Here is a 23898-nt window from a genome sequence, read left to right as displayed (position 1 = left end):
ACAATCGCTTTACCGGTTGACCGCCCCGGCGCGTGCGATAACGCATAGGTGATCTGCGCCTTGCGCAGAACCGCCCGGGAAACGGGCCGGTGAGCGGGCGATCCAGGTCTCGGGCCGCCCATGTGCGTCTGGGAGGACCTGTTTCATGCCTGTGGCAACCGCGATCCCGCGAGCGGGAGACGCCGCGAGGCCGATGACGTCGGCCGAGAAGCGGGTGATCTTCGCATCCTCGCTCGGCACCGTGTTCGAGTGGTACGATTTCTACCTCTACGGCTCGCTGGCGGCGATCATCGGCGCGCAGTTCTTCTCGGCCTACCCGCCGGCCACGCGCGACATCTTCGCTTTGCTGGCCTTCGCGGCAGGCTTCATCGTCCGGCCGTTCGGCGCCCTGGTATTCGGCCGCGTCGGCGACCTCGTCGGGCGCAAGTACACCTTCCTGGTCACGATCCTGATCATGGGCCTGTCGACCTTCATCGTCGGCATCCTGCCCAACGCGGCGACCATCGGCATCGCGGCCCCGATCATCCTGATCGTCCTGCGCCTCGCTCAGGGCCTCGCGCTGGGCGGCGAGTACGGCGGCGCCGCCACCTACGTGGCCGAGCACGCCCCCAACGGCCGGCGCGGCTTCTACACGAGCTGGATCCAGACGACCGCGACTCTGGGCCTGTTCCTGTCGCTGATGGTGATCCTGGCGACCCGGACCATCACGGGCGAGGCCGCATTCGCCGAGTGGGGCTGGCGCATCCCGTTCCTGGTCTCGGTGCTGCTGCTCGGCATCTCGGTCTGGATCCGCCTTCAGCTGTCCGAATCCCCGGCCTTCCAGAAGATGAAGGAGGAGGGCAAGACCTCGAAGGCGCCGCTCACGGAGGCGTTCGGCCAGTGGCGGAACGCGAAGTTCGCGATCATCGCGCTGTTCGGGCTCGTCGCCGGCCAGGGCGTGGTCTGGTACACGGGCCAGTTCTACGCGCTGTTCTTCCTGCAATCGATCCTGAAGGTCGACGGCTACACGGCCAACCTGCTGATCGCGTGGTCGCTGCTCTTCGGCACCGGGTTCTTCGTGGTCTTCGGTTGGCTGTCCGACAAGATCGGCCGCAAGGTCATCATCCTGGCGGGCTGCGCGATCGCGGCGGCGACGTTCTTCCCCATCTTCAAGGGGATCACCTCCACGGCCAACCCGAAGCTCGAGGCGGCGATCGAGAACGTGAAGGTGACGGTGACGGCCGATCCGGCCGCCTGCGGAACCCTGTTCAACCCGGTCGGCACCCGGGTGTTCACCCAGCCCTGCGACCTCGCCCGCGACTTCCTGTCGAAGTCGTCGGTCCGCTACTCGACCGCTCCCGGCGCGGCCGGCCAGCCCACCACGATCCGGGTCAACGACACCGAGATCCCGTACCCGCAGGGCGGCAACGCCGAGGCCAACAAGGCCACGGCCGCCGCGCTCCAGGCCGCGGGCTACCCGAAGGCCGGCGACCCCGAGATCGTCAAGATGTCGAACCCGTTCGACATCTTCCGGCCGCAGGTCGCGCAGGTGATCGGCCTGCTGTTCATCCTCGTGCTCTTCGTCACGATGGTCTACGGCCCGATCGCCGCCATGCTGGTGGAGCTGTTCCCGACCCGGATCCGCTACAGCTCGATGTCGCTGCCCTACCATATCGGCAACGGCTGGTTCGGCGGCCTCCTGCCGGCGACCGCCTTCGCCATGGTGGCCCAGACCGGCGACATCTATTTCGGCCTCTGGTACCCGATCGTCATCGCGGTCGCGACGGTGATCATCGGCGTGTTCTTCGTGCCGGAGACCAAGGATCGCGACATCTTCGCGGACACCTGATCGGCGCGAGCCGACCGGATCGCGGTCAGACCCGCGTCAACGGCGCCCAGGCAGCACACGCTGCCTGGGCGTTTCCGTTCGGGCCGGCGCCCCGCGGCCGTCCCGCTTGTGTCGAGCCGGCAACGCCGCGGCGAAATAGCGACCGGTGCGGTTCCTCACGGATTGCGTTTCGTCGGATCCTATACAGAGGTGACCAGTATCGAGGCCCGGCGGCAACGGGGCTCTGTCGGATGGCGCCGTTGCGCCAACTGTCTTCGAGCGAAGTCTCGACGCTGTAAGAGACGCCCTATTGAAACTGGAAGTAAATTAGCGGACGGCCCCGGACTTACCGAGCGGCGCGCCAACCACATGAGCCTGTACGAAATTTAACCTGCCGACAATCGGCCCGCCGGAACCCTATGCGGTACAAGTCCGTATCAGATTTCCCTCCGCTCCGGGCTCCTGGGATCTCGAACGTGAACACCGTCCTGGCACATTTGCGCCGTCAGCCCGGCACGAAGCCACCGCTTCGACTTGTGATTACGTGGTGCCTCGTGGCTGTGGGGATGTGGATCCTGATCAACAGTCTCGCCGGACGCCCCGTCTGGTGGTGGTGATCCGCCTCAACGCCCCTCGTTGCTCTCGGGGTAGCCGCTGAGATAGGCGCCGAGGAGATATCCCGCCTGGTGTGCGGTCAGATATCCCATCACGAGCAGCACGCGCAGCAGGTCGATCCCGTAGACGGACATGAAGATCGTCATGGCCGTGAACAGGATCACCGACGAGGTCATGGCGACGACGATCACCGAGTAGGATCGGCCGATCAGCCATCCCACGAGAAACAAGAGCGCTGCGACCACCATCTCGTCACCCGACCCGGACTCGTTCCAGGAAGTTCTTCACACGAGCTTCCGGCGCATATCCGTGTGATGATGGCGTGCGGTCGAGAAAATTTCAACCCGGGCGGCAGATGCGGCACATATTCGCAAAGACCGAAATATTACACCGGTAATAATGCTCAAAAAATAGCGTTCTCGGATGCCGGATATCCATTGCTGAGCTTCGGCCGGATCCGAACCTGTTCACGGCAATGCTGGGCGGAGTCGCGCGCTCGGCGGAAAATCAACCCGTCCGATCCGATCGCGGCGGATCGTTAACGGAGCGCGACGGCGCGACCTCCGCGGCGTCCGGACCGGTCCGGACGCCGCGGAGATTGCGGGCCTTCTCGGAGGGCCGGAGAACGGCCCGCCGTCTCAGTGCCGGAAGTGGCGGTGCCCCGTCAGCACCATGGCGAGACCGGCCTCGTCGGCCGCCGCGATCACGTCCGCGTCGCGCATCGAGCCGCCGGGCTGGATCACCGCGGTGGCGCCCGCCTCGGCGGCGGCCATCAGCCCGTCCGCGAACGGGAAGAACGCGTCCGACGCCACGACCGAGCCGACCGCGAGGCTCTCCGAGAGCCCGAGCCGCTTCGCGCCCTCGGCGGCCTTCCAGGCGGCGATGCGCGAGGAATCGACCCGCGACATCTGACCCGCGCCGACGCCGACCGTGGCGCCGGCCTTCGCGTACACGATGGCGTTCGACTTCACGTGCTTGGCCACCCGGTAGGCGAACCGGAGATCGGCCAGTTCGGCCTCGCTCGGCGCGCGCTTGGTCACGACCGTGAGCGGCATGTCGTCGACGACCGCCGCGTCCCGGCTCTGGACCAGCAACCCGCCCGCGAGGGTGCGCACGGTCTCGCCGCCGGCGCGCGGGTCGGGCACGCTGCCGGCCAGCAGCAGGCGCAGGTTCTTCTTGCCGGCCACGATAGCCGCCGCCTCGGGCGTGGCGTCGGGGGCGATGATCACCTCGGTGAAGATCTCGACGATCCGCCGGGCCGCCTCGGCGTCGAGGGTCCGGTTCAGGGCGACGATGCCGCCGAAGGCCGAGGTCGGGTCGCAGCTCAGAGCCCGCTCGTAGGCCTCCAGCAGGCTCCCCCCTTCGGCGACGCCGCAGGGATTGGCGTGCTTGATGATCGCCACCGCGGCGGTCCGGGCCGGGTCGAACTCGGCCACGCACTCGTAGGCGGCGTCCGTGTCGTTGAAATTGTTGTAGGACAGCTCCTTGCCCTGGAGCTGGCGGGCGGTGGCCACGCCGGCCCGGACCTTGCCGGGCGCGCGGTAGAAGGCGGCCGACTGGTGGGGGTTCTCACCGTAGCGCAGCTCCTGGCCCAGGGCGCCGCCGAAGGCGCGGAACCGGGCCGGCCGGTCGGCGCCGAGTCGTTCGGCCATCCAGTTGGCGATGGCGGCATCGTAGGACGCTGTGCGGGCGAACGCCTTCTGCGCCAGGCTCCGGCGCAGGTCCGCGCCGAGCGTCCCGTCCTGCGCCTCCAGGGCGGCGAGCACGCCGGCATAGTCCGACACGTCGGTGACGACGGCGACGTCCGCGTGGTTCTTGGCCGCCGCGCGGATCATGGCCGGGCCGCCGATATCGATGTTCTCGATGCAGTCGGCGTCCGACCGCTCGGCCGCGATGGTGGCCTCGAACGGGTACAGATTGACCACGAGGAGATCGATGGCCCCGATCCCGTGGGCGGCGAGTGCGGCCTGATGCTCCGGGTTGTCGCGGATGGCGAGCAGGCCGCCGTGGACCGCCGGGTGCAGCGTCTTGACCCGGCCGTCCATCATCTCCGGGAATCCCGTCAGGTCGGCGACCTCGGTGACCGGCAAGCCGGCCTCCTGCAGGGCCCGGTGGGTGCCCCCGGTCGAGACCAGCGCGATGCCGCGGGCGTGGAGCGCCCGGGCGAAGTCGACGAGGCCGGTCTTGTCCGAGACCGAGAGGAGCGCGCGGGAGACCCGCACCTGATCGTGCGCCATAGCTTCGTGCCGAAAGTTCGAGATTTTCCGGCGCGGTAGCATGGAAACGGTGACCCCGGCCAGCCGGCCCTGTCGGGGACCGGTCAGGGCGCCACGCCGCGCAGGGGCGCGGAGGCCTGGCGCTCGAAGGTCCAGCGGACCTCGACGTCGTCGGACACCCGCAGATGGAGGACGATCTGGTCGGTCCGGCGCGGTCCGGTCAGCCCCGAGAAGTAGACGCTCTCCTCGATGGCGATCTCGGCGTTCTCGGCGCGGAACGTCCAGATCTCCCCGAGCGCCGAGGCGAGTTCCAGCCCCTCGGGGATGCTGCGCACCGCGATGGCGGGATGGAGGTGGAAACGGACCGCCACGTCCTGCGGGCGCAGCCGCCGCCCGCGGCTCAGCCCCTTCCCCTGGCGCAGGAAGGCGTCGCGGCCCTCCAGGCAGGCCGTCGCGTGGAAGAGCTGCCAGCGGCGCTCGTGCACGATGCCGAAATCGGGGGCGTAGCCGTTGTGCCGGGCCGCGAGGACGACGCTGTCGGCCTCCTCGGCCCGCTCGGCGGCCACCGCCGACGGACCGCTCAGCACCACCGGCCCGCGCCGGCGGATCAGCCAGTCGGCCAGGAGCCGCTCCCCCCACCATCCGGTGCGGGTGAGGAACCGGCAGGACGAGGCGTGGGCCACCGCGGCCGTGGAATGGGCCGGTGTCGAGCGGGCGAGGAGGCGCAGATCCGCCCCGCTGGCCGGCAGGCCGCAATTGACCACGATGCGCTGCGGCCCGCTCGACATCTCGAAGGCGAGGCAGCCGGCACCGGCATTCACCGAGTAGGGCAGCGGCGGGCTGGCGCCGACATCGGCCACGATCACGACCCGGCCGCCCTCGAGGCGCTCGTAGCCCGAATTCGGTGCGTGCATCAGCGGGCGGGCGAGCGCGCCGTCGTAGACCAGCAGGGTCGCGAGGTGGTCCGCGTCCGTCGCGCCCATGCCATTGAAGTGGCTCAGCGAGGCGTCCGGGTGGCGCAGGAGCCGCAGCAGCGGCAGCATCCGGTCGATGGCGCGCAGGAGCGCCAGCGGCGGCTCGACGCTGCGGCTCAGATAGCTCTGGCGCAGCGGCAAGAGGTCGAGGAGCAGCTCCATGGCGTATCGCGGATCGCGGGAGCGGTGGCCGCCGTCGGTCAGGATCTGCCGGTCGAGCTCACGCGTCAGGATGCGGGTCGCCCGGCGCAGGATCGGCTGGATACCGTCGCAGCACAGGCCGGCGTAGCAGAGCGCCACCGCGGCGTTCAGGCGCCATTGCGGCGGCACGCCGCGCCGGAGGTCGCGTTCGAGCTGCTGCGCGTTGCGGCCGATCGCCCTCAGGAAGTTCTGGTAGAAGCCGTGGTCGGCGCCCTCCAGCACGAGGGGCGACTGGCACAGGAACGAGATCAGCCGGCGCGCCGCCACCGGCGTCTGCCGGGCGAGCGCCGCGTCGCCGCGGCCGGCGATGAAATCGCCCACGAAGGCGCGGGCATTGGCCCGGGCGAGCGCGGTGTCGGCGGCGCGCAGGTGGCGCAGCCAGCCGAAGCCGTAGAGCTCGTCGGCCCATTCCGGCGACGGCGCCGCGTAGTCGAAGGGCGAGCCGCCGCTCGCCGCGAGCGACCGGCCGGCGAAGACGAACAGCCCGGCATAGATGTCGTCCGCGAAGGTCGCGTCGGAGGTGCGCAGATCCTGCGGCGCGATCACCAGCCCGGCCACCCGCATCCGGGCGAGGATGTCGGGCGGGGCGGTGACGCTGGCGCCGGCGGCGCGCGCCGCGCGCGCCGCCTCGCGCGCGACGAGCCGATAGAAGCGCCAGCGGTCAGGCCCCCAAGCCACGCGATCTCCGAGCTACGCGATCTGACAAGGCCCCAAGGCCTTGAGCCCTCGCGCACGAGGATCGGCTGGCACCCGTTTCGTAAGGCTAGTGGGGGCCTCTTAACCGGCGGTTTACGCTATGTCATGTCCGACGCCGTGAAGGCGAACGACCGCGGCGGCCCGCCTGCGCGAGGGGCTAGCCCGGCATCAGCGCGGCGTCGAAGGCCTTCAGGTTGGACCGCATCAGATCGAGATACGTCGCGGCCGGGCCGTCCGGCGCCGAGAGCGCGTCGGAATAGACCTTGCCGCCGACGCGGGCGCCGCTCTCGCGGGCGATCTGCTGCATCTGGCGCGGGTCGCTGATGTTCTCGAGGAACACAGCGGGCACGCGCTCCTTCCGGATCTGGCGGATGATCGCCGCCACGTCCCGCGGGCTCGCCTCGCTGTCCGTCGACACGCCCTGCGGCGCGATGAAGCGCAGGCCGTAGGCCGCCGCGAAGTAGCCGAAGGCGTCGTGGGTCGTGATGATCCGCCGCCGCTCCGGCGGGATGCGGGCGATCGCCGCCCGGACGTCCCGCTCGAGCGCGTCGAGCTCGGCGAGGTAGGCGGCCGCCGCGGCACGGTAGGCGTCGGCATGGGCCGGATCGACCTCGGCGAGTCCGTCCCGGATGTTCGCCACGTAGATCCGCACGTTGGCGACGTCCTGCCAGGCATGCGGGTCCACGGCGTGGTCGCCGTGTCCGTGGTCGCCGTCGCCGTGGGCGTGCTCGTCCTGCGCGGGGATCGGCTTCACGCCCGCGGAGGCCACCACGACAGGCGCGCGCGTCCCGGAGGCCCGGATCAGCCGGTCGAACCAGCCCTCCAGCCCGAGGCCGTTGACGAACACGATGTCGGCCTCGGCGAGTTTGCGCGCGTCGGCCGGGGACGGGCTCAGGCCGTGCGCGTCGGAGTCCGGCCCGACCAGTGTCGCCACCGTCACGCGCGATCCGCCGACCTGCCGGACGAGGTCGCCCAGGATCGAGAAGGTCGCGACCGCCCGCACCGGCCGGTCCTGCGGTGCGGCCGAGGCCGGCCCCGCCGATCCGAACCACAGGGACAGGATCGCGAGCGCCGCGATCCGGAATGTTCTCGCCACGCGCCGCACCGCTCCACCTGCCCGAATCCTTGTCGCGCCTGCCACTAATGTAACATTGTTACATACACAAGCGGGATACACGGCAGGCGCTCTATGCGCGGCGTTGGGCGCCGGCGCGGGCCGCGGCGACGTCCCGAGCGTAAGACGGAGATTTCCATGTCCCGACGTTTGACGACGGCCATACTGGTGAGCGGGGCCCTCGGCCTGGGGCTCGCCGGCGCGGCCGTTGCGCGCGATCACGGGGCCGACGGTTTCCGCGGGCACGGGCGCTGGAGCGCGCTGACCCCCGAGGACCGCGCGGCCTTCACGGATGCCCGCATCGCCGCCCTGCATGCCGGCCTGAAGCTGACGCCCGACCAGGAGAAGCTGTGGCCGCCGGTGGAGACGGCGATCCGCGACATGGCCAAGCTGCGCCAGCAGCGCCGCGAGGCGATGCGGGACCGGCCGAAGTTCGGCGACGACGCCCCGGCGGCGCTGCGGGCGATGGCGGACGCGGCGAGCGCGCGGGGCGACGCCCTGCGCAAGCTCGCCGACGCGTCGCAGCCGCTCTACGCCAGCCTCGACCCGGATCAGAAGCGGCGCGCCATGATCCTCGCCCGGCCCATGGGCCCGATGGGCGGCCACGGCATGCGGGGCGGCTGGCACCGTGACGGCGGCGACGATCGCGGCGACGATCGCGGGCCGCGCGGCGGCGACCGCTGAGCAAAAGCCTTGATCCGCGGCGGCGGCGGCGGCAAACCGCTGCCGCCGCGCATCCTGCCCGAGGGCGGCACTGATCCGACCCGGTAGGTTTCATGGCGCGCCTTCCCGGCGACACGGCTCCCCTCCTCGCCCGGCTCTGGCGCACCTGGCTCTCCCCGCACCGGGCCACCCTGGCGGTGGTGCTGGTGCTGATCGCTCTGGTCGGCGCCTCGACGGGGCTCTACCCGGCGCTGATCAAGGCCGCCTTCGACGCCTTCGACCGCAAGGACGCCGCCGCCATCGCGTACGGACCGCTGGTGGTGATCGTGGTCACGGCCACGCGCGGCTTCGCCCTCTACGGCCAGACGGTCCTGACCAACCGCGTGGTGACCCGGGTCGAGGCCGACATGCAGGCGGCGCTCTACGGGCATCTCATCGATTCGGATCTCGCCCAGCTCGGCCGCGAGAGCCCGGCGGCGCTCACCCAGCGCTTCACCACCGACTTCGCCTTCATCAAGGAGGCGCTGACCCGCATCTCGACGGTCCTCCTCCGCGACATCGCGATGCTGATCGGGCTCGTCGGGGCGCTGATCTGGATGGATCCGGTGCTGACCCTGGTGGCCGGCGTCACGGTCCCGTTCGTCGCCGGACCGATCGGTCGGATCGGCCGGAAGCTCCGGCGGGTCTCGACCTCGACGCAGGAGCAGATGGGCGCCACCGCCAGCCTGATCTCCGAGAGCCTGCAGGGGGCCCGGGTCGCCAAGACCTTCGCCATGGAGAGCTACCTCAAGGGCCGTGCCGCCGCCGCCCTCGACGAGGTGCGCCGCCTGAAGATGAAGGCCGCCAACGCCCGCGGCCGTCTCGACCCGCTCCTGGAGATCGGCGGCGGCATCGCGGTGGCGGGCGTGCTGGTGCTGGTCGGGCAGCGGGTCCTGGCCGGGGAGAAGACGGTCGGTGACTTCACCGGCTACGTGGCGGCGCTGCTGCTCGCCGCGCAGCCGGCGCGGGCACTCGGCAACCTCAACGCCATCCTGCAGGAGGCCGCCGCCGCGCTGCGGCGCTACTTCGACGTCATGGACGAGGTCCCCACGATCCGCGAGGCGCCGGACGCCCGGCCGCTGGCGATCACGGGCGGCGCCTTACGGTTCGCGGACGTCCGGTTCCGCTACCGGCCGGACGCGCCGGCGCTGGAGGGCATCGACCTCGCGGTCCCCGCCGGCTCCGTGACGGCGCTCGTCGGGCGCTCGGGCTCGGGCAAGTCCTCGCTGCTCAACCTCGTTCCGCGCCTCTACGACGTCACCGGCGGCGCCGTGACCATCGACGGCCAGGACGTCCGGGCCGTGACGCTGGCCTCGCTGCGCGCCGCGGTCGCGGTGGTCTCGCAGGAGGTCGTGCTGTTCGACGACACGATCGCCGCCAATATCGGCTTCGGCCGGCCCGGGGCCACGCGCGCGGAGATCGAGGCGGCGGCCGAAGCCGCCGCGGCCCACGGCTTCGTCTCGGCCCTGCCGGAGGGCTACGCGTTCCGGGTCGGATCGGGCGGCGGGCGGCTCTCCGGCGGCGAGCGGCAGCGGGTGGCGCTGGCCCGCGCCTTCCTCAAGGACGCGCCGATCCTCCTCCTCGACGAGGCGACCTCGGCCCTCGATTCCGAATCGGAGCGCCTGGTCCAGGAGGCGCTGACCCGGCTGATGCGCGGCCGCACGACCCTGGTGATCGCCCACCGGCTGTCGACGGTGCGCGAGGCCGATCAGATCGCCGTGATGGACGCCGGCCGCGTGCTCGAGATCGGGCGGCACGACGACCTGCTCGCGGCCGGCGGCCCCTACGCGCGCCTCCACCGGTTGCAGCTGTCGGAGCCGGCCACCGCCGAGTGAGTCGCGTAGCGCCTCGCATGTGCGGCGGCTCCGTCATGCGCCGGCTCCGTAGATTCGCGCGCCGGAGCGCGCCATAAGGGCCTCAGTCGATGAGGACCACACCGTGAGCGACCTGACGTTCGAGATCCAAAGTCACCACGCCCCGCGCACCGCCGAGGAGCGGGCCGCGCTGATGGCGAATCCTGGCTTCGGCAAGGTGTTCACAGACCACATGGTGGTGGCGCGGTACACGGCCGGCCGCGGCTGGCACGACGCGCGGATCCAGGCGCGCGAGGCCATCCCGCTCGATCCCGCCGCCGCGGTGCTGCACTACGCGCAGGAGATCTTCGAGGGGCTCAAGGCCTACCGCACCGCCGACGGCGGCGCGGCCCTGTTCCGGCCCGAGGCCAACGCCCTGCGCTTCCGCCGCTCGGCCGAGCGCATGGCGATGGCGCCCTTCCCCGAGGACGCCTTCGTGGAGGCCATGCGCAAGCTCGTCGAGATCGACCGCGCCTGGATCCCCGACACGCCGGACGGCAGCCTCTACCTGCGCCCGTTCATGATCGCCAGCGAGGCCTTCCTCGGGGTCAAGCCGGCCTCGGAATACCTGTTCGTGACGATCGCCTCGGCGGTCGGCTCGTACTTCAAGGACCCGACCGGGACCGTCACCGTGTGGGTCTCGGAGCACTTCACCCGCGCGGCCCCGGGCGGCACCGGCGCGGCCAAGTGCGGCGGCAACTACGCGGCGAGCCTCGCGGCGCAGTCGGAAGCCGCCTCCCAGGGCTGCGAGCAGGTGGTGTTCCTCGACGCGGCCGAGCGCCGCTACGTCGAGGAGCTCGGCGGCATGAACGTGTTCTTCGTCTTCGAGGACGGCACGCTGGTGACACCGCCGCTCTCGGACAGCATCCTGCCCGGCATCACCCGCGACTCGGTGATCACGCTCGCCCGGGAGGCCGGCCTGACCGTGAAGGAGGAGCCCTACACGATCGACGCGTGGCGCGCCGACGTGCGCGAGGGACGCCTCACCGAGGCGTTCGCCTGCGGCACCGCCGCGGTGATCACGCCGATCGGCACCGTGAAGGGCCGTGAGGAGAGCTTCACCATCGGGACCGGCAAGGCCGGACCCGTGGCCCAGCGGCTGCGGAGCCTGCTGGTGGACATCCAGCGGGGCAATTCCAATGACGCCCATGGCTGGTTCCAGAAGATCTTCTAGGGATCTTCGCGCGCCCGCGGCGGTGCGGACGGCGTCGGGACGTCCGGGTTCGCCTCTCGGACCCGGCGGGCGCCCGTCCGGCTCTTGTCCTGAGCTCCTCGGGCCCACCGTGCGGCCCCGCGGCCTGAGGCGATCCGACCGGAGCGTCCGGCCCGCGATACGGCGGCCGCGCGCGTGACGGACGCGGCCGCCCACTCCCCCGAGACACCGATCGGCCCCTGGAACCCGGGCGTCCGGTCCGATCTGCCGTCCGCGTTCCTGCCCCTCGTCACCGTCTACCGGCCGGAGCACGTCGAGACGCCGCTCCGCGACGCCCTGGACCTGAGCGACCTGTGCGGGCTGCCCGCCCGCCAGCTCACCCGGTTCCGGGCCGGCCGCCTCGTCGTTCACGAGGTCCTGATCCGGGTCATGTCGGACCTGTCCGTGCCGGTCGGCGCGGTCTACGCCGATCTCGGCGTGAACTTCCGGGCCATCGTCGCCACAATCCTGCGCGAGGGGATCGAGCCGCGCCTCGGCGAGATCGAGGCCGCCCTCGCGGGGATCCGCGCCGAGGCCGACGCGGTACTCGCCCGCGAGGTCGCCGCCATCCTGGACGAGCGGCCGCCCGCCCCGCCGCCCGAGCCGCGCTGGCTCGACCGTCTCCTCGGACGGCGCCCTCCGGCGGTCGAGGCCCCGCGCGAGGATCTCGCGACCCGCGCCCTACGCCATCTGGAGACCTGGCAGCGGCGGGCCGCCGAGACCGGCGACGCTTTGGAGATCGCCGCCTGCGAGGCCCTGCGCGCCGTCGTGTCCGGCCTGATCGCCCGGCAGAACACGGTCGTCCGCGACGCCGCCCTGCTGCGGACCATCGCGGGGACGCTGGTCTCGAACGGCTACGGAAGCCGCCGCATCGGCGAGCAGATCGAGCCCTGGATCGACGCGGTCGTGGAGGCGCAGCGGTACCGGCGGCTGGTGCCGCAGGATCATCCGGTGGTGATGAACGTGAAGGGCGCCTCGGCGTCCGGGAAGAGCACGATCCGCCCCTACCAGCTCGGTCTCGCCAAGCGCCTGGGGATGGCGTGGTCGGACTTCGCCGTGATCACCCCCGATGTCTGGCGCAAGTACCTCCTCGACTACGACAGCCTGGGCGAGGCCTCCCGCTACGCCGGGACGCTGACCGGCTACGAGGTCGAGATCATCGACATGAAGCTCGACCGCTACGTCACCCGCAAGGCGGCGGAGCGGCGGATCTCGAACCTGCTGATCGACCGGTTCCGGTTCGACAGCTTCCAGGCCGAGGCGGGCTCGGACGGTGGCGGCCAGCTGCTCACCCGGTTCGGCGACCGGGTCTACATGCAGTTCATGGTCACGCCCCCGGCCGACACCGTGGAGCGCGCCTGGAAACGCGGCGAGCTGTTCGGCCGCTACAAGGCCGTGGAGGACCTGCTGGCCCACAACGTCGAGGCCTATACCGGCATGCCGCGCCTGTTCTTCAACTGGGCCCTCGCCCGGGACAAGCAGGTGGTCTGCGAGTTCCTCGACAACAGCGTGCCGCTGGGCGAGCGCCCGCGCACCATCGCGTTCTGGGCGGACGGGATCCTCAACATCCTCGACGTGAAGGGGCTGATCGACATCGACCGCTTCCGGAAGGTCGACATCTTCGCCCACGGGCCCGAGGCGGTGTTCAAGGGCGCCGACCTCTCGGCATCCGCCAACACCACCTTCCTGCGCGAATGCCTGCGCCAGATGGCGATCGTCCGCTTCGTTCAGGCGGAGTCCGGCCGGGCCTTCCTGCGCCTCGATCGCGGACGGGTCACCGCGCTGGATCCGGCCACCCTGGCGGCGGTGAAGGCGGGTCCGGACTGGGAGGCCGCCTGTGCGGTGATCGGCTTCCCGACCGATCCCGCCGCGCTCCCCGCCCTCGACGAGACTCTGCACCCGGCCGAGGCGCCGACGCTCGGCGCCTGGGGCCCGATTCCTCCGGCCGGCCAAACGGAATAATATCGCCGCCCTGACAGTTCATCCCGTCCGTCTCACGCTGGTATATTGCATACCTAGAACGGATGTGCATGATCGTCGGGGCACGAGAGACGCCGCCATTGCAAGGCCGCGCCGCCCAAGAGAGAGGCTCAGGGATGGAACGCCAGGATTCGCCGTCGGCGAAATGGTGGCAGCTCGCCTTCGGCGTGATCTGCATGGCCATGATCGCCAACCTCCAATACGGTTGGACACTGTTCGTCGACCCGATCGACCAGCGCTACCACTGGGGCCGCGCGGCGATCCAGCTCGCGTTCACGCTGTTCGTCGCCACCGAGACTTGGCTGGTTCCGGTCGAGGCGTGGTTCGTCGACCGCTACGGCCCGAAGATCGTGGTCGCCTTCGGCGGCGTGATGATCGCCCTGGCCTGGACGATCAACGCCTACGCCGACAGCCTGGCGATGCTCTATCTCGGCGCCGTCGTCGCCGGCATCGGTGCGGGCTCGGTCTACGGCACCTGCGTGGGCAACGCGCTCAAGTGGTTCCCGGATCGCCGCGGTCTCGCCGCCGGCGCCACGGCGGCCGGCTTCGGCGCCGGTGCCGCCATCACGGTGGTGCCGATCGCCCGGATGATCGCGTCCAGCGGCTACCAGGACGCCTTCCTGTACTTCGGTATCGGCCAGGGCGCCGTGGTGCTGGCCCTCGCCTTCCTGCTGCGCAAGCCGTCGACCAACACGCCGGTCCAGCGCAAGAAGACCCGCCTGCCGCAGACCAAGGTCGACCGCAGCCCCCGCGAGGCGGTGCGCACCCCGGTCTTCTGGGTGATGTACGTGATGTTCGTGATGGTGGCCTCCGGCGGCCTGATGGCGGCGGCGCAGATCGCCCCGATCGCCCACGATTTCCAGGTGGCCGGCGTGCCGGTGAGCCTGTTCGGCCTCCAGATGGCGGCGCTGACGCTGGCGATCTCGCTCGACCGGATCTTCGACGGGTTCGGCCGGCCGTTCTTCGGCTACGTGTCCGACCATATCGGCCGCGAGAACACGATGTTCATCGCCTTCTCGACGGCGGCGTTGGCGGTGATCGTGCTGCTGACCTACGGCCACATCCCGATGGTCTTCGTGCTGGCCACCGCGGTGTATTTCGGGGTCTTCGGCGAGATCTACTCGCTGTTCCCGGCGACCTGCGGCGACACGTTCGGCTCCAAGTACGCCGCCAGCAACGCCGGCCTGCTCTACACCGCCAAGGGTACCGCCGCCTTCCTGGTCCCGTTCGCCAGCCTGCTCTCGGCGGCTTACGGCTGGTCGGCGGTGTTCACGCTGATCATCGTCCTCAACGTGACCGCGGCGGCGATGGCGATGTTCGTCCTGCGCCCGATGCGCGCCCGCTACCTCGCCACGGAGGAGCAGCCCGCGGCGCTCGGCGCCCAGCCGATCCGGGCGGCCTGACCGGCCCTCGCCCCACGGCGTCGCCCGAGCGACGCCCGACCGTCACGGATCTCCCGCCCTCACTCTCTTCGGGAGTGCGGGGGATCCCCCAGCCAGCCGGCGCCGAGCGCCGCCCGTACACACCGATCCTCCGGGAGAAACCGTGATGACCGCAGTCGCCAAGATCGTCCACACCGCCCCCGAGGTCGAGGCAGAGCCCGAGCTGACCGACGGCTTCCACCTCGTCATCGACGCCCTCAAGCTCAACGGCATCGAGACGATCTACGGTGTCCCGGGGATCCCGATCACCGACCTCGGCCGCATGGCCCAGGCCGAGGGGATGCGGGTGGTCTCGTTCCGCCACGAGCAGCACGCCGGCAACGCCGCCGCGATCGCGGGCTTCCTCACCCAGAAGCCGGGCATCTGCCTCACCGTCTCGGCCCCGGGCTTCCTGAACGGCCTGACGGCCCTCGCCAACGCCACCACCAACTGCTTCCCGATGATCCTGATCTCGGGTTCCTCCGAGCGCGAGATCGTCGACCTGCAGCAGGGCGACTACGAGGAGATGGACCAGCTCGCCATCGCCAAGCCCCTGTGCAAGGCGGCCTTCCGGGTGCTGCACGCGGCGGATATCGGTATCGGCGTCGCCCGCGCGATCCGCGCGGCCTGCTCCGGCCGTCCGGGCGGCGTCTACCTCGATCTGCCCGCCAAGCTGTTCTCCCAGGTCATGGACGCCGAGGCCGGCCAGAAGTCGCTGGTCAAGGTGATCGACCCGGCGCCGGCCCAGCACCCCGCCCCCGAGGCGATCGCCCGGGCGCTCGAGGTCCTGAAATCCGCCAAGCGGCCGCTGATCGTGCTCGGCAAGGGCGCCGCCTACGCGCAGGCCGACGAGGCGATCCGTTCGCTGGTCGAGACCAGCGGCATTCCGTACGTGCCAATGAGCATGGCCAAGGGCCTCCTGCCCGACACCCACCCGCTCTCGGCCGGCGCGGCGCGCTCGACGGCGCTGAAAGACTCGGACGTGGTGCTGCTGGTCGGCGCCCGGCTGAACTGGCTGCTGTCGCACGGCAAGGGCAAGAGCTGGGGCGAGCCGGGCTCGACCAAGTTCATCCAGATCGACATCGAGCCGCGCGAGATGGACTCGAACGTCGAGATCGTCGCCCCGGTCGTCGGCGACATCGCCTCCTGCGTGCAGGCGCTGCTCGACGGCATGGGCCAGGGCTGGCAGCAGCCCCCGTCCGACTGGATCGAGACCCTCAAGACCAAGCGTGAGGCGAACATCGCCAAGATGGCGCCGAAGCTCATGAGCAACGCCTCGCCCATGAACTTCCACGCCGCGCTCGGGGCGCTCCGCACCATCGTCAAGGAGCGGCCGGACGCGATCCTGGTCAACGAGGGCGCCAACACCCTCGACCTCGCCCGCGGCATCATCGACATGTACCAGCCGCGCAAGCGCCTGGACGTCGGCACCTGGGGCATCATGGGCATCGGCATGGGCTTCGCCGTCGCGGCCGCCGTCGAGACCGGCAAGCCGGTGCTCTGCGTCGAGGGTGACAGCGCTTTCGGCTTCTCCGGCATGGAGGTCGAGACGATCTGCCGGTACGGCCTGCCGGTCTGCATCGTGGTGTTCAACAACAACGGCATCTACCGCGGCACCGACACGGATCCGACCGGCCGCGACCCCGCCACCACGGTGTTCGTGCCGGATTCCCGCTACGACAAGATGATGGAGGCCTTCGGCGGCGTCGGCTACCACGTCACCACGCCGGACGAGCTGACCCGCGCGGTCAACGAGGCGATGAACTCGGGCCGCCCGGCCCTGGTCAACGCCGTGATCGACCCGGCCGCCGGCAGCGAGAGCGGCAACATCGGCAGCCTGAACCCGCAGAGCGGGATCAAGAAGAAGAAGTGAGGCCGAACCCCTCGCGAGATCTCTGATCCGCTACCATCGAAGCCGGGCTCGCGCGTCGAGCCCGGCTCTTTGCCTGGATCGGAACGGCGTCGCGGGTCCGTGCGGGATGGCGTTCCGCGGGAGCTCCCGGCCACCGGGAGTTCCTCGCCCGCACCGTCATCGCGGGCGAAGCGAAGTGACCCAGGGCAGCGCCGCCGCGATCCGCGCGGAGCAACGGGATGGCTTCCCTGCGCGCGCAGAGACGGCGGCGGATCCGTCATCCGTGCGGTGACGGTGCATCCATGATCGATCCAGACCTCGCCGGCCGCCTGCACTTCCGACACCGTCTCCCGACCGAGGAGCCCCTCCCCCCGGGCCGGCACGACCTCGGCCTCTTCGCCGAGCGGGACGCGGTGCTGGTGGTTCCCGAGGGCCTCGATCCGCGCCGCCCCTGCCCGCTCGTGGTGCTGTTCCACGGCGGCGGCGGCGGCGCCGAGCGGATCCTGCCGATGCTGGAGGCGCACGCCCGGACCGAGGGCTTCCTGCTCCTCGTGCCGCAATCCCTGTTTCCGACCTGGGACGTCGTCATCGCCGGCCACGGGCCCGACCGGGAGCGCGTCGCGGCGGCGCTGGCGCACGTCGCCGACCGGTTCCTGCTCGATCCGCAGCGGCTCTGCTTCGCCGGGCATTCCGACGGCGGCAGCTACACGCTCTCGCTGGGGCTCGCGAACGGCGACGTGGCGCGCCACCTGATCGTCTCGTCGGCCGGGTTCCTGTCGGTGCACCTGCAGGTCGGCGCGCCGCGCATCTTCCTGTCGCACGGGACGCAGGACGAGCAGATCCCGATCGACCGGAGCGCTCGGGTCCACGTGCCGGCCCTGCGCGAGGCCGGCTATCCGGTGACCTATGTCGAGTATGACGGCCCGCACGCCCACCAGCCGGCCGTGGTGGCGCGGGCGGTCGCGTTCTTCCTGGCGGATCCGCCCGCGGGCCCCTGAGGCTCAGGCCAGGGCGGCCCGTGACGGCGCGCGGCCGCGGACCGGCGCCTCGGGGGCGTCGGTCTCGGACAGGAGCGCCGGGATCAGGTCCGTCTGCGAGACGATCCCGACCAGGCGGCCGTCTGCGTCGACCACCGGCAGGTGGTGAAGCCCCGCCTCCGACATCCGCGGCACCAGGGCGGCCACGGGCGTGTCGGGACCGACCGGCTCGACCGCGCTCATGATGTCGGCCGCGGAGCCGTGGGGCGCGCGGCCGCGCTCGGCGGTGAGGCGCAGGCGGCGGCCGAGCCCGAGGCGCGGCCCGCTCCGGTCCCAGGCGGCCTTGTCGAGCAGGTCGGTCTGCGTGACGATGCCGAGGACGCGCGCGCCCTCGTCGGTGACCGGGAGCGCCTTGATCCGGTGACGGCGCAGCAGCCGCATGGCCTCGGCGAGCGGCGCGTCCGGCGCCACCGCGATCACGTCGCGCGACATGATCGCCGCGCAAGTGATCGGCCCCGAGCGGCGGCCGTAGACCCGCATCTGCACGCGCCGGAGGATCTGCTCCAGGTCGCTCCGGTCGACGTCCAGCAGCTGGTCGAAATCCTCCAGCGCGGCGTCGAGGTCCGAGGCCCGGAAGCCGACGCGGGCGCCGGAGGGCGGATCGGCCGTCCGCGGCCCGGCGGGGCGCAGGTGCGGGTAGGCGCGCCCGGTCAGGTTGTTGAACAGCAGGGCGGTGGTCAGCAGCAGCAGCGAGTTGGCCGCGACCGGCCACAGCACGAAGCCGTAGCCCAGCTCCCGGATCGCCGGGCCGCCCAGCACCGCCGTCAGCGCCACGGCCCCGCTCGGCGGGTGCAGGCAGCGCAGGGCCATCATCAGCGCGATCGCCACCCCGATGGCGCAGGACGCCGCCACGAACGGGTCGCCGATCCAGGCCGCCGCCGTGACGCCGACCAGCGCCGCCACGATGTTGCCCCCGAGGATCGACCAGGGCTGCGCGAGGGGGCTCGCCGGTACCGCGAAGAGCAGCACCGCCGAGGCCCCCATCGGGGCGATCAGCACCGGCAGCGCCTCGGCCGGGACGGAGACCCGACAGAGGAGGCCGGTGGCCAGGATCCCCACCAGGGCACCGGCGGCCGAGCGCAGGCGCTCGCGCTTGCTGACCGGGGTCAGCTCCGGCAGGAAACGGCTCAGGAATGCGCGCATCGGATCCGGGGCTCGCACATGAAAAGGACGGCGCCCGGGGAGCGCCGTCCTGTCTCAGGAACGCTGAGGTCGGGCGGTCTCTATCAGACCGCGCGGGCCTCGTGCATCGCCCGGATCTGCTCCTGCGTGTAACCCAGGTCTGCGAGCACCTCATCGGTGTGCTCGCCCAGCAGCGGCGACGCCTTCACCTCGACCTGCATGTCGGAGAACTTGATCGGGCTTCCGACGGTCAGGTACTTGCCGAGCTTCGGGTGCGCCACCTCGACGACGGTGCCGCTCTCGCGCAGGGACTTGTCCTCGGCGATCTCCTTCATCGACAGCACCGGCGCGCAGGGGATGTCGTAGGTGCGCAGGATGTCGACCGCCTCGAACTTGGTCTTGTCGGCGAGCCACTCCTCGATCGTCTTGAAGATGTCGAAGATCTTGTCCTGGCGGGCGCGCGGGGTGTTGTAGCCCGGATCGGTGATCCACTCCTCCTTGCCGAGCGCCTTGCAGATCGGCGCCCAGGCGTGGCCCTGGATCGTGAAGTAGATGTAGGCGTTCGGGTCGGTCTCCCAGCCCTTGCACTTCAGCACCCAGCCCGGCTGGCCGCCGCCGCCCGCGTTGCCGCCGCGCGGCACCACGTCGGAGAACTCGCCGTGGGGGTACTGCGGGTACTCCTCGAGGTAGCCGAGCGCGTCGAGGCGCTGCTGGTCGCGCAGCTTCACGCGGCAGAGGTTGATCACCGAGTCCTGCATCGACACGGCGACCTTCTGGCCCTTGCCGGTCTTGTTCTTCTGGTGGAGCGCCGTGAGGATGCCGATGGCGAGGTGCATGCCGGTGTTGGAATCGCCCAGCGCGGCGGCGCTGACGGTGGGCGGCCCGTCCCAGAAGCCCGTGGTCGAGGCGGCACCGCCCGCGCACTGGGCGACGTTCTCGTAGACCTTCAGGTCCTCGTAGTGGTGGCCGTCCGAGAAGCCCTTCACCGAGGCGAGGATCATGCCCGGGTTCAGCTCCTGGATGCGGGCCCAGGAGAAGCCCATCCGGTCGAGGGCGCCGGGGCCGAAATTCTCGACCATGACGTCGGAATCCTGGATGAGCTTCTCGAGGACTTCCTTGCCGGCCTGGGTCTTGGTGTCGAGGGTGAGCGAGCGCTTGTTGGAGTTCAGCATCGTGAAGTAGAGCGCGTCCGCGTCCTCGACGTGGCGCAGCTGGGTCCGGGTCACGTCGCCGGCGCCGGGGCGCTCGACCTTGATCACGTCGGCGCCGAACCAGGCGAGCAGCTGCGTGCAGGCCGGGCCGGCCTGAACGTGCGTGAAGTCGATGATCTTGATGCCTTCCAGCGGCTTGCTCATTGGGCGTTCTCCCTGTGCGGTTCGGTGATCGGGTCCTTCGGATCGTCCGGCGGGCTCAAGGCGCCCGGCGGGCCGCATCCGAGGAAGCTTCGAGTTCGGCCACGCGCTGGCGCAGGCGCTTCTCCTCGGCCCAGCGCTCGGTCTCGTCGCGGATCACCGCGACGATCCCGGTCACCCGGTCGGAGGCGTCCCGCACCATTCCCACCGTGAAGGCGATGGAGAGCTGGCGGCCGTCCTTGTGGAGCGCCGGCACCCTCAGGGTCTCTGCCCCGTAGCGGGTGACGCCGGTGCGCATGGTCTTGGCGTAGCCGTCCCAGTGGCGGCGACGGTGCCGCTCGGGCGTGATCAGATCGAGCGTCTGTCCCAGCGCCTCGGCGGCGGCGAACCCGAAGATCCGCTCAGCGGCCGGGTTCCAGACCGTGATGGCGCCGTCCGGATCGGACACCACCACGGCGTCGCCGATCGCCTCGGCCAGCCCGTGAAGATCGGAGGAACCGGGCACGGCCTGGGTCGGCCCGGTCGCCATCATGGGCGCCACCCGGTCGGCGGCGCGGATGAGAGTTGGCTCGCGGCAGTCCGGCGCCTTGTCATGGGGGCGGCCCTTCCTGAACGTCGCTTGCGGGAACGGCGCTAAAATTCCAGTCCCGCATCCTTGAAGGGCTGTCACCCGCCCTCTTCGGTTGGTATTTGGTATGCCAAATGGAGAATGGCGTCAACCGACGGGGTGACAGGTGGAACTTTTCTTCAAGCGGCCGGGCGGCGTTCTGGGTGAGGCCGAGCCGCGGCGGCGCGCTGCACGGCGGCGGCCGCGCGGCCCGGGAGAGCGCCCATGTCTTTCTCAGAATTGCCGCTTTCCGCGAGCAGGAGATCGTCCGTCAGGCAGCTCGGACCGGCGGTTCGGCGAACCGCCCGGGAGACCATTTCGGTGATCCGTTTCGAGAAAGTCAGCAAGGTCTACCGCACGGAAGGCCACCGCCGGACCATCCTGGAGCAGGTGTCGTTCACCCTGAAGCCGGGCGTCTCCTACGGGATCCTCGGCATCAACGGCGCCGGGAAATCGACCACGATGCGGCTGATCGCCGGCACCGAGGACGCGACGCGGGGCCGGATCCACCGCGGCCTCAGGGTCTCCTGGCCCCTCGGCTTCGCCGGCGGCTTCCACCCCAAGATGACCGGGCGCGACAACGTCACGTTCGTAGCGCGCATCTACGGCGAGGACCCGCGCCGGGTACTCGAATTCGTCGAGGACTTCTCGGAGCTCGGTAGCTACCTCGACGTGCCGATCTACACGTACTCGTCGGGCATGGGCGCGCGGCTCGCCTTCGGCATGAGCATGGCGATCCCGTTCGACTGCTACCTGATCGACGAGATCACCTCGGTCGGCGACGCGCGGTTCTCCAAGCGGTGCGACGAGGTCTTCTCCCAGCGGCGGAAGAACGCCGACATCATCATGGTCTCGCACTCCATGGAGACGATCCGCCAGTGGTGTACGCAGGGTTTGGTCCTGCTCAACGGGCGCGCGATCATCTACGAGGACGTGAACGACGCCATCGAGGTGTACCGGCGCCTCAACGCCTGATCGCGCCGGCGGCGGCCGGACCGTGACGACATGCTTTTGCCGCCTCGCCGTGCGAGAGACGATCGTGGCGCCGCGTGCGACGCGGTCGGGATCCCGGTGACGGATCGACCTTCGAGGCCGGGGAGGCCGGGAATCAGACCATGAACATGGAGATCCGGAAGGCCGAGGGGCAGCCGGTCACGCCCGCGGACCGCCAGCTGGCCGTCAGCGAGTCCCTGCGGCAGATCGCGCGCATGTCGCGCTTCGCCGACCGCAAGAAGGGCATCCGGTCCTACCAGGCCGACGCCAAGAGCGATCCCTGGATCCCGGTCCTGTTCGTCGTCTGCTTCCTGCTGCCGACGCTCGCGGGGGCAGTCTATTACGGCCTGATCGCCTCGGACCGCTACGTCACCGAGGCGCGGTTCGCGATCCGGCCGGCGCTCGGCTCCGCCGAGAAGACGTCCTCCGAGACCGGCGGGACGAATTCCGGCATGGCGAACCAGATGGTGGCCCAGGATACGCTGATCACGCGCGAGTTCATCCTGAGCCGGCCGATGCTGGAGCTGCTCGAGGCGCAGCTGCCGCTGCGCCAGTGGTTCAGCAACGAGTCCATCGACTACTTCTCGCGGTTCGATCCGGAGAAGCCGATCGAGAAGTTCCTCCGCTACTGGAAGCGGCGCGTCGGCGTCGAGGTCGAGTCCGGGTCCGGCATCATGTCGGTGGAGGTCGAGGCCTTCGATCCCGAGGAATCCCTCGCCATCGCCAAGGCCGTCATGAAGGAGGCCGAGCGCAAGGTGAACGACCTCACGGTCAAGTCGCGCGAGGATGCCGTCGCCGAGAGCACGCGGGAGCTGCGGCTCGCCGAGGAGCGGATGACCAAGATCCGGCTCGCGACGCGCGACCTGCGCAATCGCGAGGGCGTGCTCGACGCTCAGAAGACGAACGACATCAACGTCAAGATGGTCGCCGAATTGCGGGCGTCGCGAATCAACCTCGCGCTCCAGCTCGCGATCGGGCAGCGGGACCTCGGTCCCGACGCGCGACGGATCATCGACATCAAGCAGCAGATCAAGGACATCGACGAGAACATCGCCCGGATCGAGCGGCAATCCGCCAGCCAGGATCCGGAGCAGAAGCGCCTGCTCTCCGACGCGCTGACGCGGTTCGAGGTCCTGGAGAACGACCGCAAGAACGCCGAGAAGTACTATCAGCAGGTGCTGACCGCCCACGAGCGCGCGCGCATCATCGCGGCCCGGCAGATCGAGTTCTTCAGCCCGATCGTCGAGCCGGTGAAGGCGGAATCCTCCACCGAGCCGCGGCGGCTCCTGATGATCGGGCTGATCACCGCGGGCGCGGGCGTCCTGTTCGGCGCCGCGATGTTCGCCCGGAAGATGATGGCCTGACGACCGCCCTGCCGGGCCTCCCCGGGACGGTCCGAGATCCTCAGAGGCCGGCCCCGGTTCCCCGGTCGTCGGCCGCCGGGCCGATCGTGCCGCCGGTCCAGCCCTGCGCCCGCCAGCCCTCGGCGCGCTCGTCGAGATCGATCGACCCCGCGTGGTCGAGAATGGACAGGACGCGCTCGGCCCGGGCCTCGTCGGCCCGCACCGTCACCAGGGTGCCGCCCCGGCGCACGCCCTCGGCGTAAGTCGCGGCCTCGTCGGCGCTGAGCCCCGCCGCCGTCAGACCGCCGATCAGGCCGCCGGCCGCGGCGCCCACGCCCGCCCCCGTCACGGTGGCGACGAGCCAGCCCGCCGCCACTACCGGGCCGAGCCCCGGGATCGCCAGCAGACCCAGGCCCGCGAGCAGGCCGGCGCCGCCGCCCAGCACCGTGCCCACCGTGGCGCCGGTGCCGGCGGAATCCGCCGCGTCCATCGGTCGGGGAACGGCCGTCCCCGGCGCCCGCGGCGGGGCCGCGGGCTCGTTGCGGTTCGCGATGATGCTGATGTCCGCGTGGGGGATGCCGGCGGCCTCCAGCCGGTCGACCGCACCTGCGGCGGCGTCGTAATCGTCGAACAGGGCGGTCAGGGCGCGCAGGGCCATCGAACTCTCCCGGGATTCGCGGGCCTGGGCCCGGAGACGTGGCGGCGGCGCGGGTGGCCCGGACGCGGGCTCGGCCACATGCCGGATCGACGCGCTCGCCGTCCGATCAAGCGATCGCGGCGGCCCGGGTTCCCGTCGCCGTCGGCCGCATCTTAACGCCGCG

General features: G+C 70.8%; 18 protein-coding genes. 10 read left to right on the top strand and 8 right to left on the bottom strand.

The annotated features are described in order from the left end of the window. Nucleotides 1-193 precede the first annotated feature (193 nt). Complete coding sequence (locus LOK46_RS29305) at nt 194-1828, top strand: MFS transporter (protein ID WP_273561796.1); 1635 nt, start codon at nt 194-196, stop codon at nt 1826-1828. 602 nt (nt 1829-2430) lie between these two features. Here the strand turns inward: LOK46_RS29305 and LOK46_RS29300 are convergent. The 4 genes from LOK46_RS29300 to LOK46_RS29285 all read right to left on the bottom strand — a co-directional run bounded on the left by LOK46_RS29300 (nt 2431) and on the right by LOK46_RS29285 (nt 7605). Next, nucleotides 2431-2670, bottom strand: a complete 240-nt coding sequence (locus LOK46_RS29300; protein ID WP_273561795.1) for a hypothetical protein — start codon at nt 2668-2670, stop codon at nt 2431-2433. A 390-nt stretch (nt 2671-3060) separates the two neighbouring features. Next, entirely contained in the window at nt 3061-4659 is a 1599-nt protein-coding gene (purH, locus tag LOK46_RS29295; RefSeq protein ID WP_273561794.1) for a bifunctional phosphoribosylaminoimidazolecarboxamide formyltransferase/IMP cyclohydrolase, read from the bottom strand. A gap of 83 nt (nt 4660-4742) precedes the next feature. Next, entirely contained in the window at nt 4743-6491 is a 1749-nt protein-coding gene (locus tag LOK46_RS29290) for a heparinase II/III family protein (protein WP_273561793.1), read from the bottom strand. A 175-nt stretch (nt 6492-6666) separates the two neighbouring features. Beyond that, the gene (locus LOK46_RS29285; RefSeq protein WP_273561792.1) at nt 6667-7605 is read right to left on the bottom strand and encodes a metal ABC transporter solute-binding protein, Zn/Mn family; all 939 of its coding nucleotides are present in this window, start codon (nt 7603-7605) and stop codon (nt 6667-6669) included. Nucleotides 7606-7761: 156 nt separating this feature from the next. Between LOK46_RS29285 and LOK46_RS29280 the strand changes: the two genes are divergently transcribed. The 7 genes from LOK46_RS29280 to LOK46_RS29250 all read left to right on the top strand — a co-directional run bounded on the left by LOK46_RS29280 (nt 7762) and on the right by LOK46_RS29250 (nt 17621). Next, nucleotides 7762-8307 carry a Spy/CpxP family protein refolding chaperone gene (locus tag LOK46_RS29280; RefSeq protein ID WP_273561791.1) on the top strand — a complete coding sequence of 182 codons (546 nt, stop codon included), beginning with the start codon at nt 7762-7764 and terminating at the stop codon, nt 8305-8307. Nucleotides 8308-8399: 92 nt separating this feature from the next. After that, nucleotides 8400-10160, top strand: a complete 1761-nt coding sequence (locus LOK46_RS29275; RefSeq protein ID WP_273561790.1) for an ABC transporter ATP-binding protein — start codon at nt 8400-8402, stop codon at nt 10158-10160. Nucleotides 10161-10332: 172 nt separating this feature from the next. Next, on the top strand, nt 10333-11352 hold the full coding sequence (locus LOK46_RS29270; RefSeq protein WP_443192915.1) for a branched-chain amino acid aminotransferase: 1020 nt from the start codon (nt 10333-10335) through the stop codon (nt 11350-11352). Nucleotides 11353-11526: 174 nt separating this feature from the next. Next, nucleotides 11527-13332, top strand: coding sequence for a hypothetical protein (locus LOK46_RS29265; protein ID WP_273561788.1), 1806 nt, complete (start codon nt 11527-11529; stop codon nt 13330-13332). A 134-nt stretch (nt 13333-13466) separates the two neighbouring features. Next, nucleotides 13467-14753: an oxalate/formate MFS antiporter gene (gene oxlT / locus LOK46_RS29260; protein WP_273561787.1), complete on the top strand. Its 1287-nt coding sequence runs from the start codon at nt 13467-13469 to the stop codon at nt 14751-14753. Nucleotides 14754-14898: 145 nt separating this feature from the next. After that, nucleotides 14899-16644, top strand: a complete 1746-nt coding sequence (oxc, locus tag LOK46_RS29255) for an oxalyl-CoA decarboxylase (RefSeq protein WP_273561786.1) — start codon at nt 14899-14901, stop codon at nt 16642-16644. Nucleotides 16645-16925: 281 nt separating this feature from the next. Continuing rightward, entirely contained in the window at nt 16926-17621 is a 696-nt protein-coding gene (locus LOK46_RS29250) for an alpha/beta hydrolase (RefSeq protein WP_273561785.1), read from the top strand. 3 nt (nt 17622-17624) lie between these two features. Here the strand turns inward: LOK46_RS29250 and LOK46_RS29245 are convergent, their stop codons facing one another. From LOK46_RS29245 to LOK46_RS29235, 3 genes are all read right to left on the bottom strand, one after another. Continuing rightward, the gene (locus LOK46_RS29245) at nt 17625-18803 is read right to left on the bottom strand and encodes an HPP family protein (RefSeq protein ID WP_273561784.1); all 1179 of its coding nucleotides are present in this window, start codon (nt 18801-18803) and stop codon (nt 17625-17627) included. A gap of 83 nt (nt 18804-18886) precedes the next feature. Continuing rightward, the gene (gene frc, locus LOK46_RS29240) at nt 18887-20137 is read right to left on the bottom strand and encodes a formyl-CoA transferase (protein WP_020092898.1); all 1251 of its coding nucleotides are present in this window, start codon (nt 20135-20137) and stop codon (nt 18887-18889) included. A 55-nt stretch (nt 20138-20192) separates the two neighbouring features. Continuing rightward, nucleotides 20193-20666, bottom strand: a complete 474-nt coding sequence (locus LOK46_RS29235) for a PAS domain-containing protein (protein WP_441011507.1) — start codon at nt 20664-20666, stop codon at nt 20193-20195. 396 nt (nt 20667-21062) lie between these two features. Between LOK46_RS29235 and LOK46_RS29230 the strand changes: the two genes are divergently transcribed. Together LOK46_RS29230 and LOK46_RS29225 are read left to right on the top strand one after the other, a co-directional pair. After that, on the top strand, nt 21063-21716 hold the full coding sequence (locus LOK46_RS29230; RefSeq protein ID WP_273561783.1) for an ABC transporter ATP-binding protein: 654 nt from the start codon (nt 21063-21065) through the stop codon (nt 21714-21716). A 140-nt stretch (nt 21717-21856) separates the two neighbouring features. Then, nucleotides 21857-23098 (top strand): capsule biosynthesis protein, encoded by a 1242-nt coding sequence (locus LOK46_RS29225; RefSeq protein WP_273561782.1) that lies wholly within the window; start codon nt 21857-21859, stop codon nt 23096-23098. A gap of 40 nt (nt 23099-23138) precedes the next feature. Here the strand turns inward: LOK46_RS29225 and LOK46_RS29220 are convergent, their stop codons facing one another. Further along, entirely contained in the window at nt 23139-23735 is a 597-nt protein-coding gene (locus tag LOK46_RS29220) for a hypothetical protein (protein ID WP_273561781.1), read from the bottom strand. Nucleotides 23736-23898: the final 163 nt, after the last annotated feature.

The organism is Methylobacterium sp. NMS14P (assembly GCF_028583545.1).
GTDB lineage: Bacteria > Pseudomonadota > Alphaproteobacteria > Rhizobiales > Beijerinckiaceae > Methylobacterium.
This window is presented reverse-complemented; position numbering and strand designations above follow the sequence as displayed.

What these genes read in the sequence shown, in the direction of transcription:
- LOK46_RS29225 (WP_273561782.1), top strand. Translation starts at nt 21,857, where the DNA reads ATGAACATGGAGATCCGGAAGGCCGAGGGGCAGCCGGTCACGCCCGCG.
- LOK46_RS29220 (WP_273561781.1), bottom strand. Translation starts at nt 23,735, where the DNA reads ATGGCCCTGCGCGCCCTGACCGCCCTGTTCGACGATTACGACGCCGCC.
- LOK46_RS29305 (WP_273561796.1), top strand. Translation starts at nt 194, where the DNA reads ATGACGTCGGCCGAGAAGCGGGTGATCTTCGCATCCTCGCTCGGCACC.
- oxc (WP_273561786.1), top strand. Translation starts at nt 14,899, where the DNA reads ATGACCGCAGTCGCCAAGATCGTCCACACCGCCCCCGAGGTCGAGGCA.
- purH (WP_273561794.1), bottom strand. Translation starts at nt 4,659, where the DNA reads ATGGCGCACGATCAGGTGCGGGTCTCCCGCGCGCTCCTCTCGGTCTCG.
- oxlT (WP_273561787.1), top strand. Translation starts at nt 13,467, where the DNA reads ATGGAACGCCAGGATTCGCCGTCGGCGAAATGGTGGCAGCTCGCCTTC.
- LOK46_RS29280 (WP_273561791.1), top strand. Translation starts at nt 7,762, where the DNA reads ATGTCCCGACGTTTGACGACGGCCATACTGGTGAGCGGGGCCCTCGGC.
- frc (WP_020092898.1), bottom strand. Translation starts at nt 20,137, where the DNA reads ATGAGCAAGCCGCTGGAAGGCATCAAGATCATCGACTTCACGCACGTT.
- LOK46_RS29270 (WP_443192915.1), top strand. Translation starts at nt 10,333, where the DNA reads ATGGCGAATCCTGGCTTCGGCAAGGTGTTCACAGACCACATGGTGGTG.
- LOK46_RS29235 (WP_441011507.1), bottom strand. Translation starts at nt 20,666, where the DNA reads ATGATGGCGACCGGGCCGACCCAGGCCGTGCCCGGTTCCTCCGATCTT.
- LOK46_RS29245 (WP_273561784.1), bottom strand. Translation starts at nt 18,803, where the DNA reads ATGCGCGCATTCCTGAGCCGTTTCCTGCCGGAGCTGACCCCGGTCAGC.
- LOK46_RS29275 (WP_273561790.1), top strand. Translation starts at nt 8,400, where the DNA reads ATGGCGCGCCTTCCCGGCGACACGGCTCCCCTCCTCGCCCGGCTCTGG.
- LOK46_RS29300 (WP_273561795.1), bottom strand. Translation starts at nt 2,670, where the DNA reads ATGGTGGTCGCAGCGCTCTTGTTTCTCGTGGGATGGCTGATCGGCCGA.
- LOK46_RS29250 (WP_273561785.1), top strand. Translation starts at nt 16,926, where the DNA reads ATGATCGATCCAGACCTCGCCGGCCGCCTGCACTTCCGACACCGTCTC.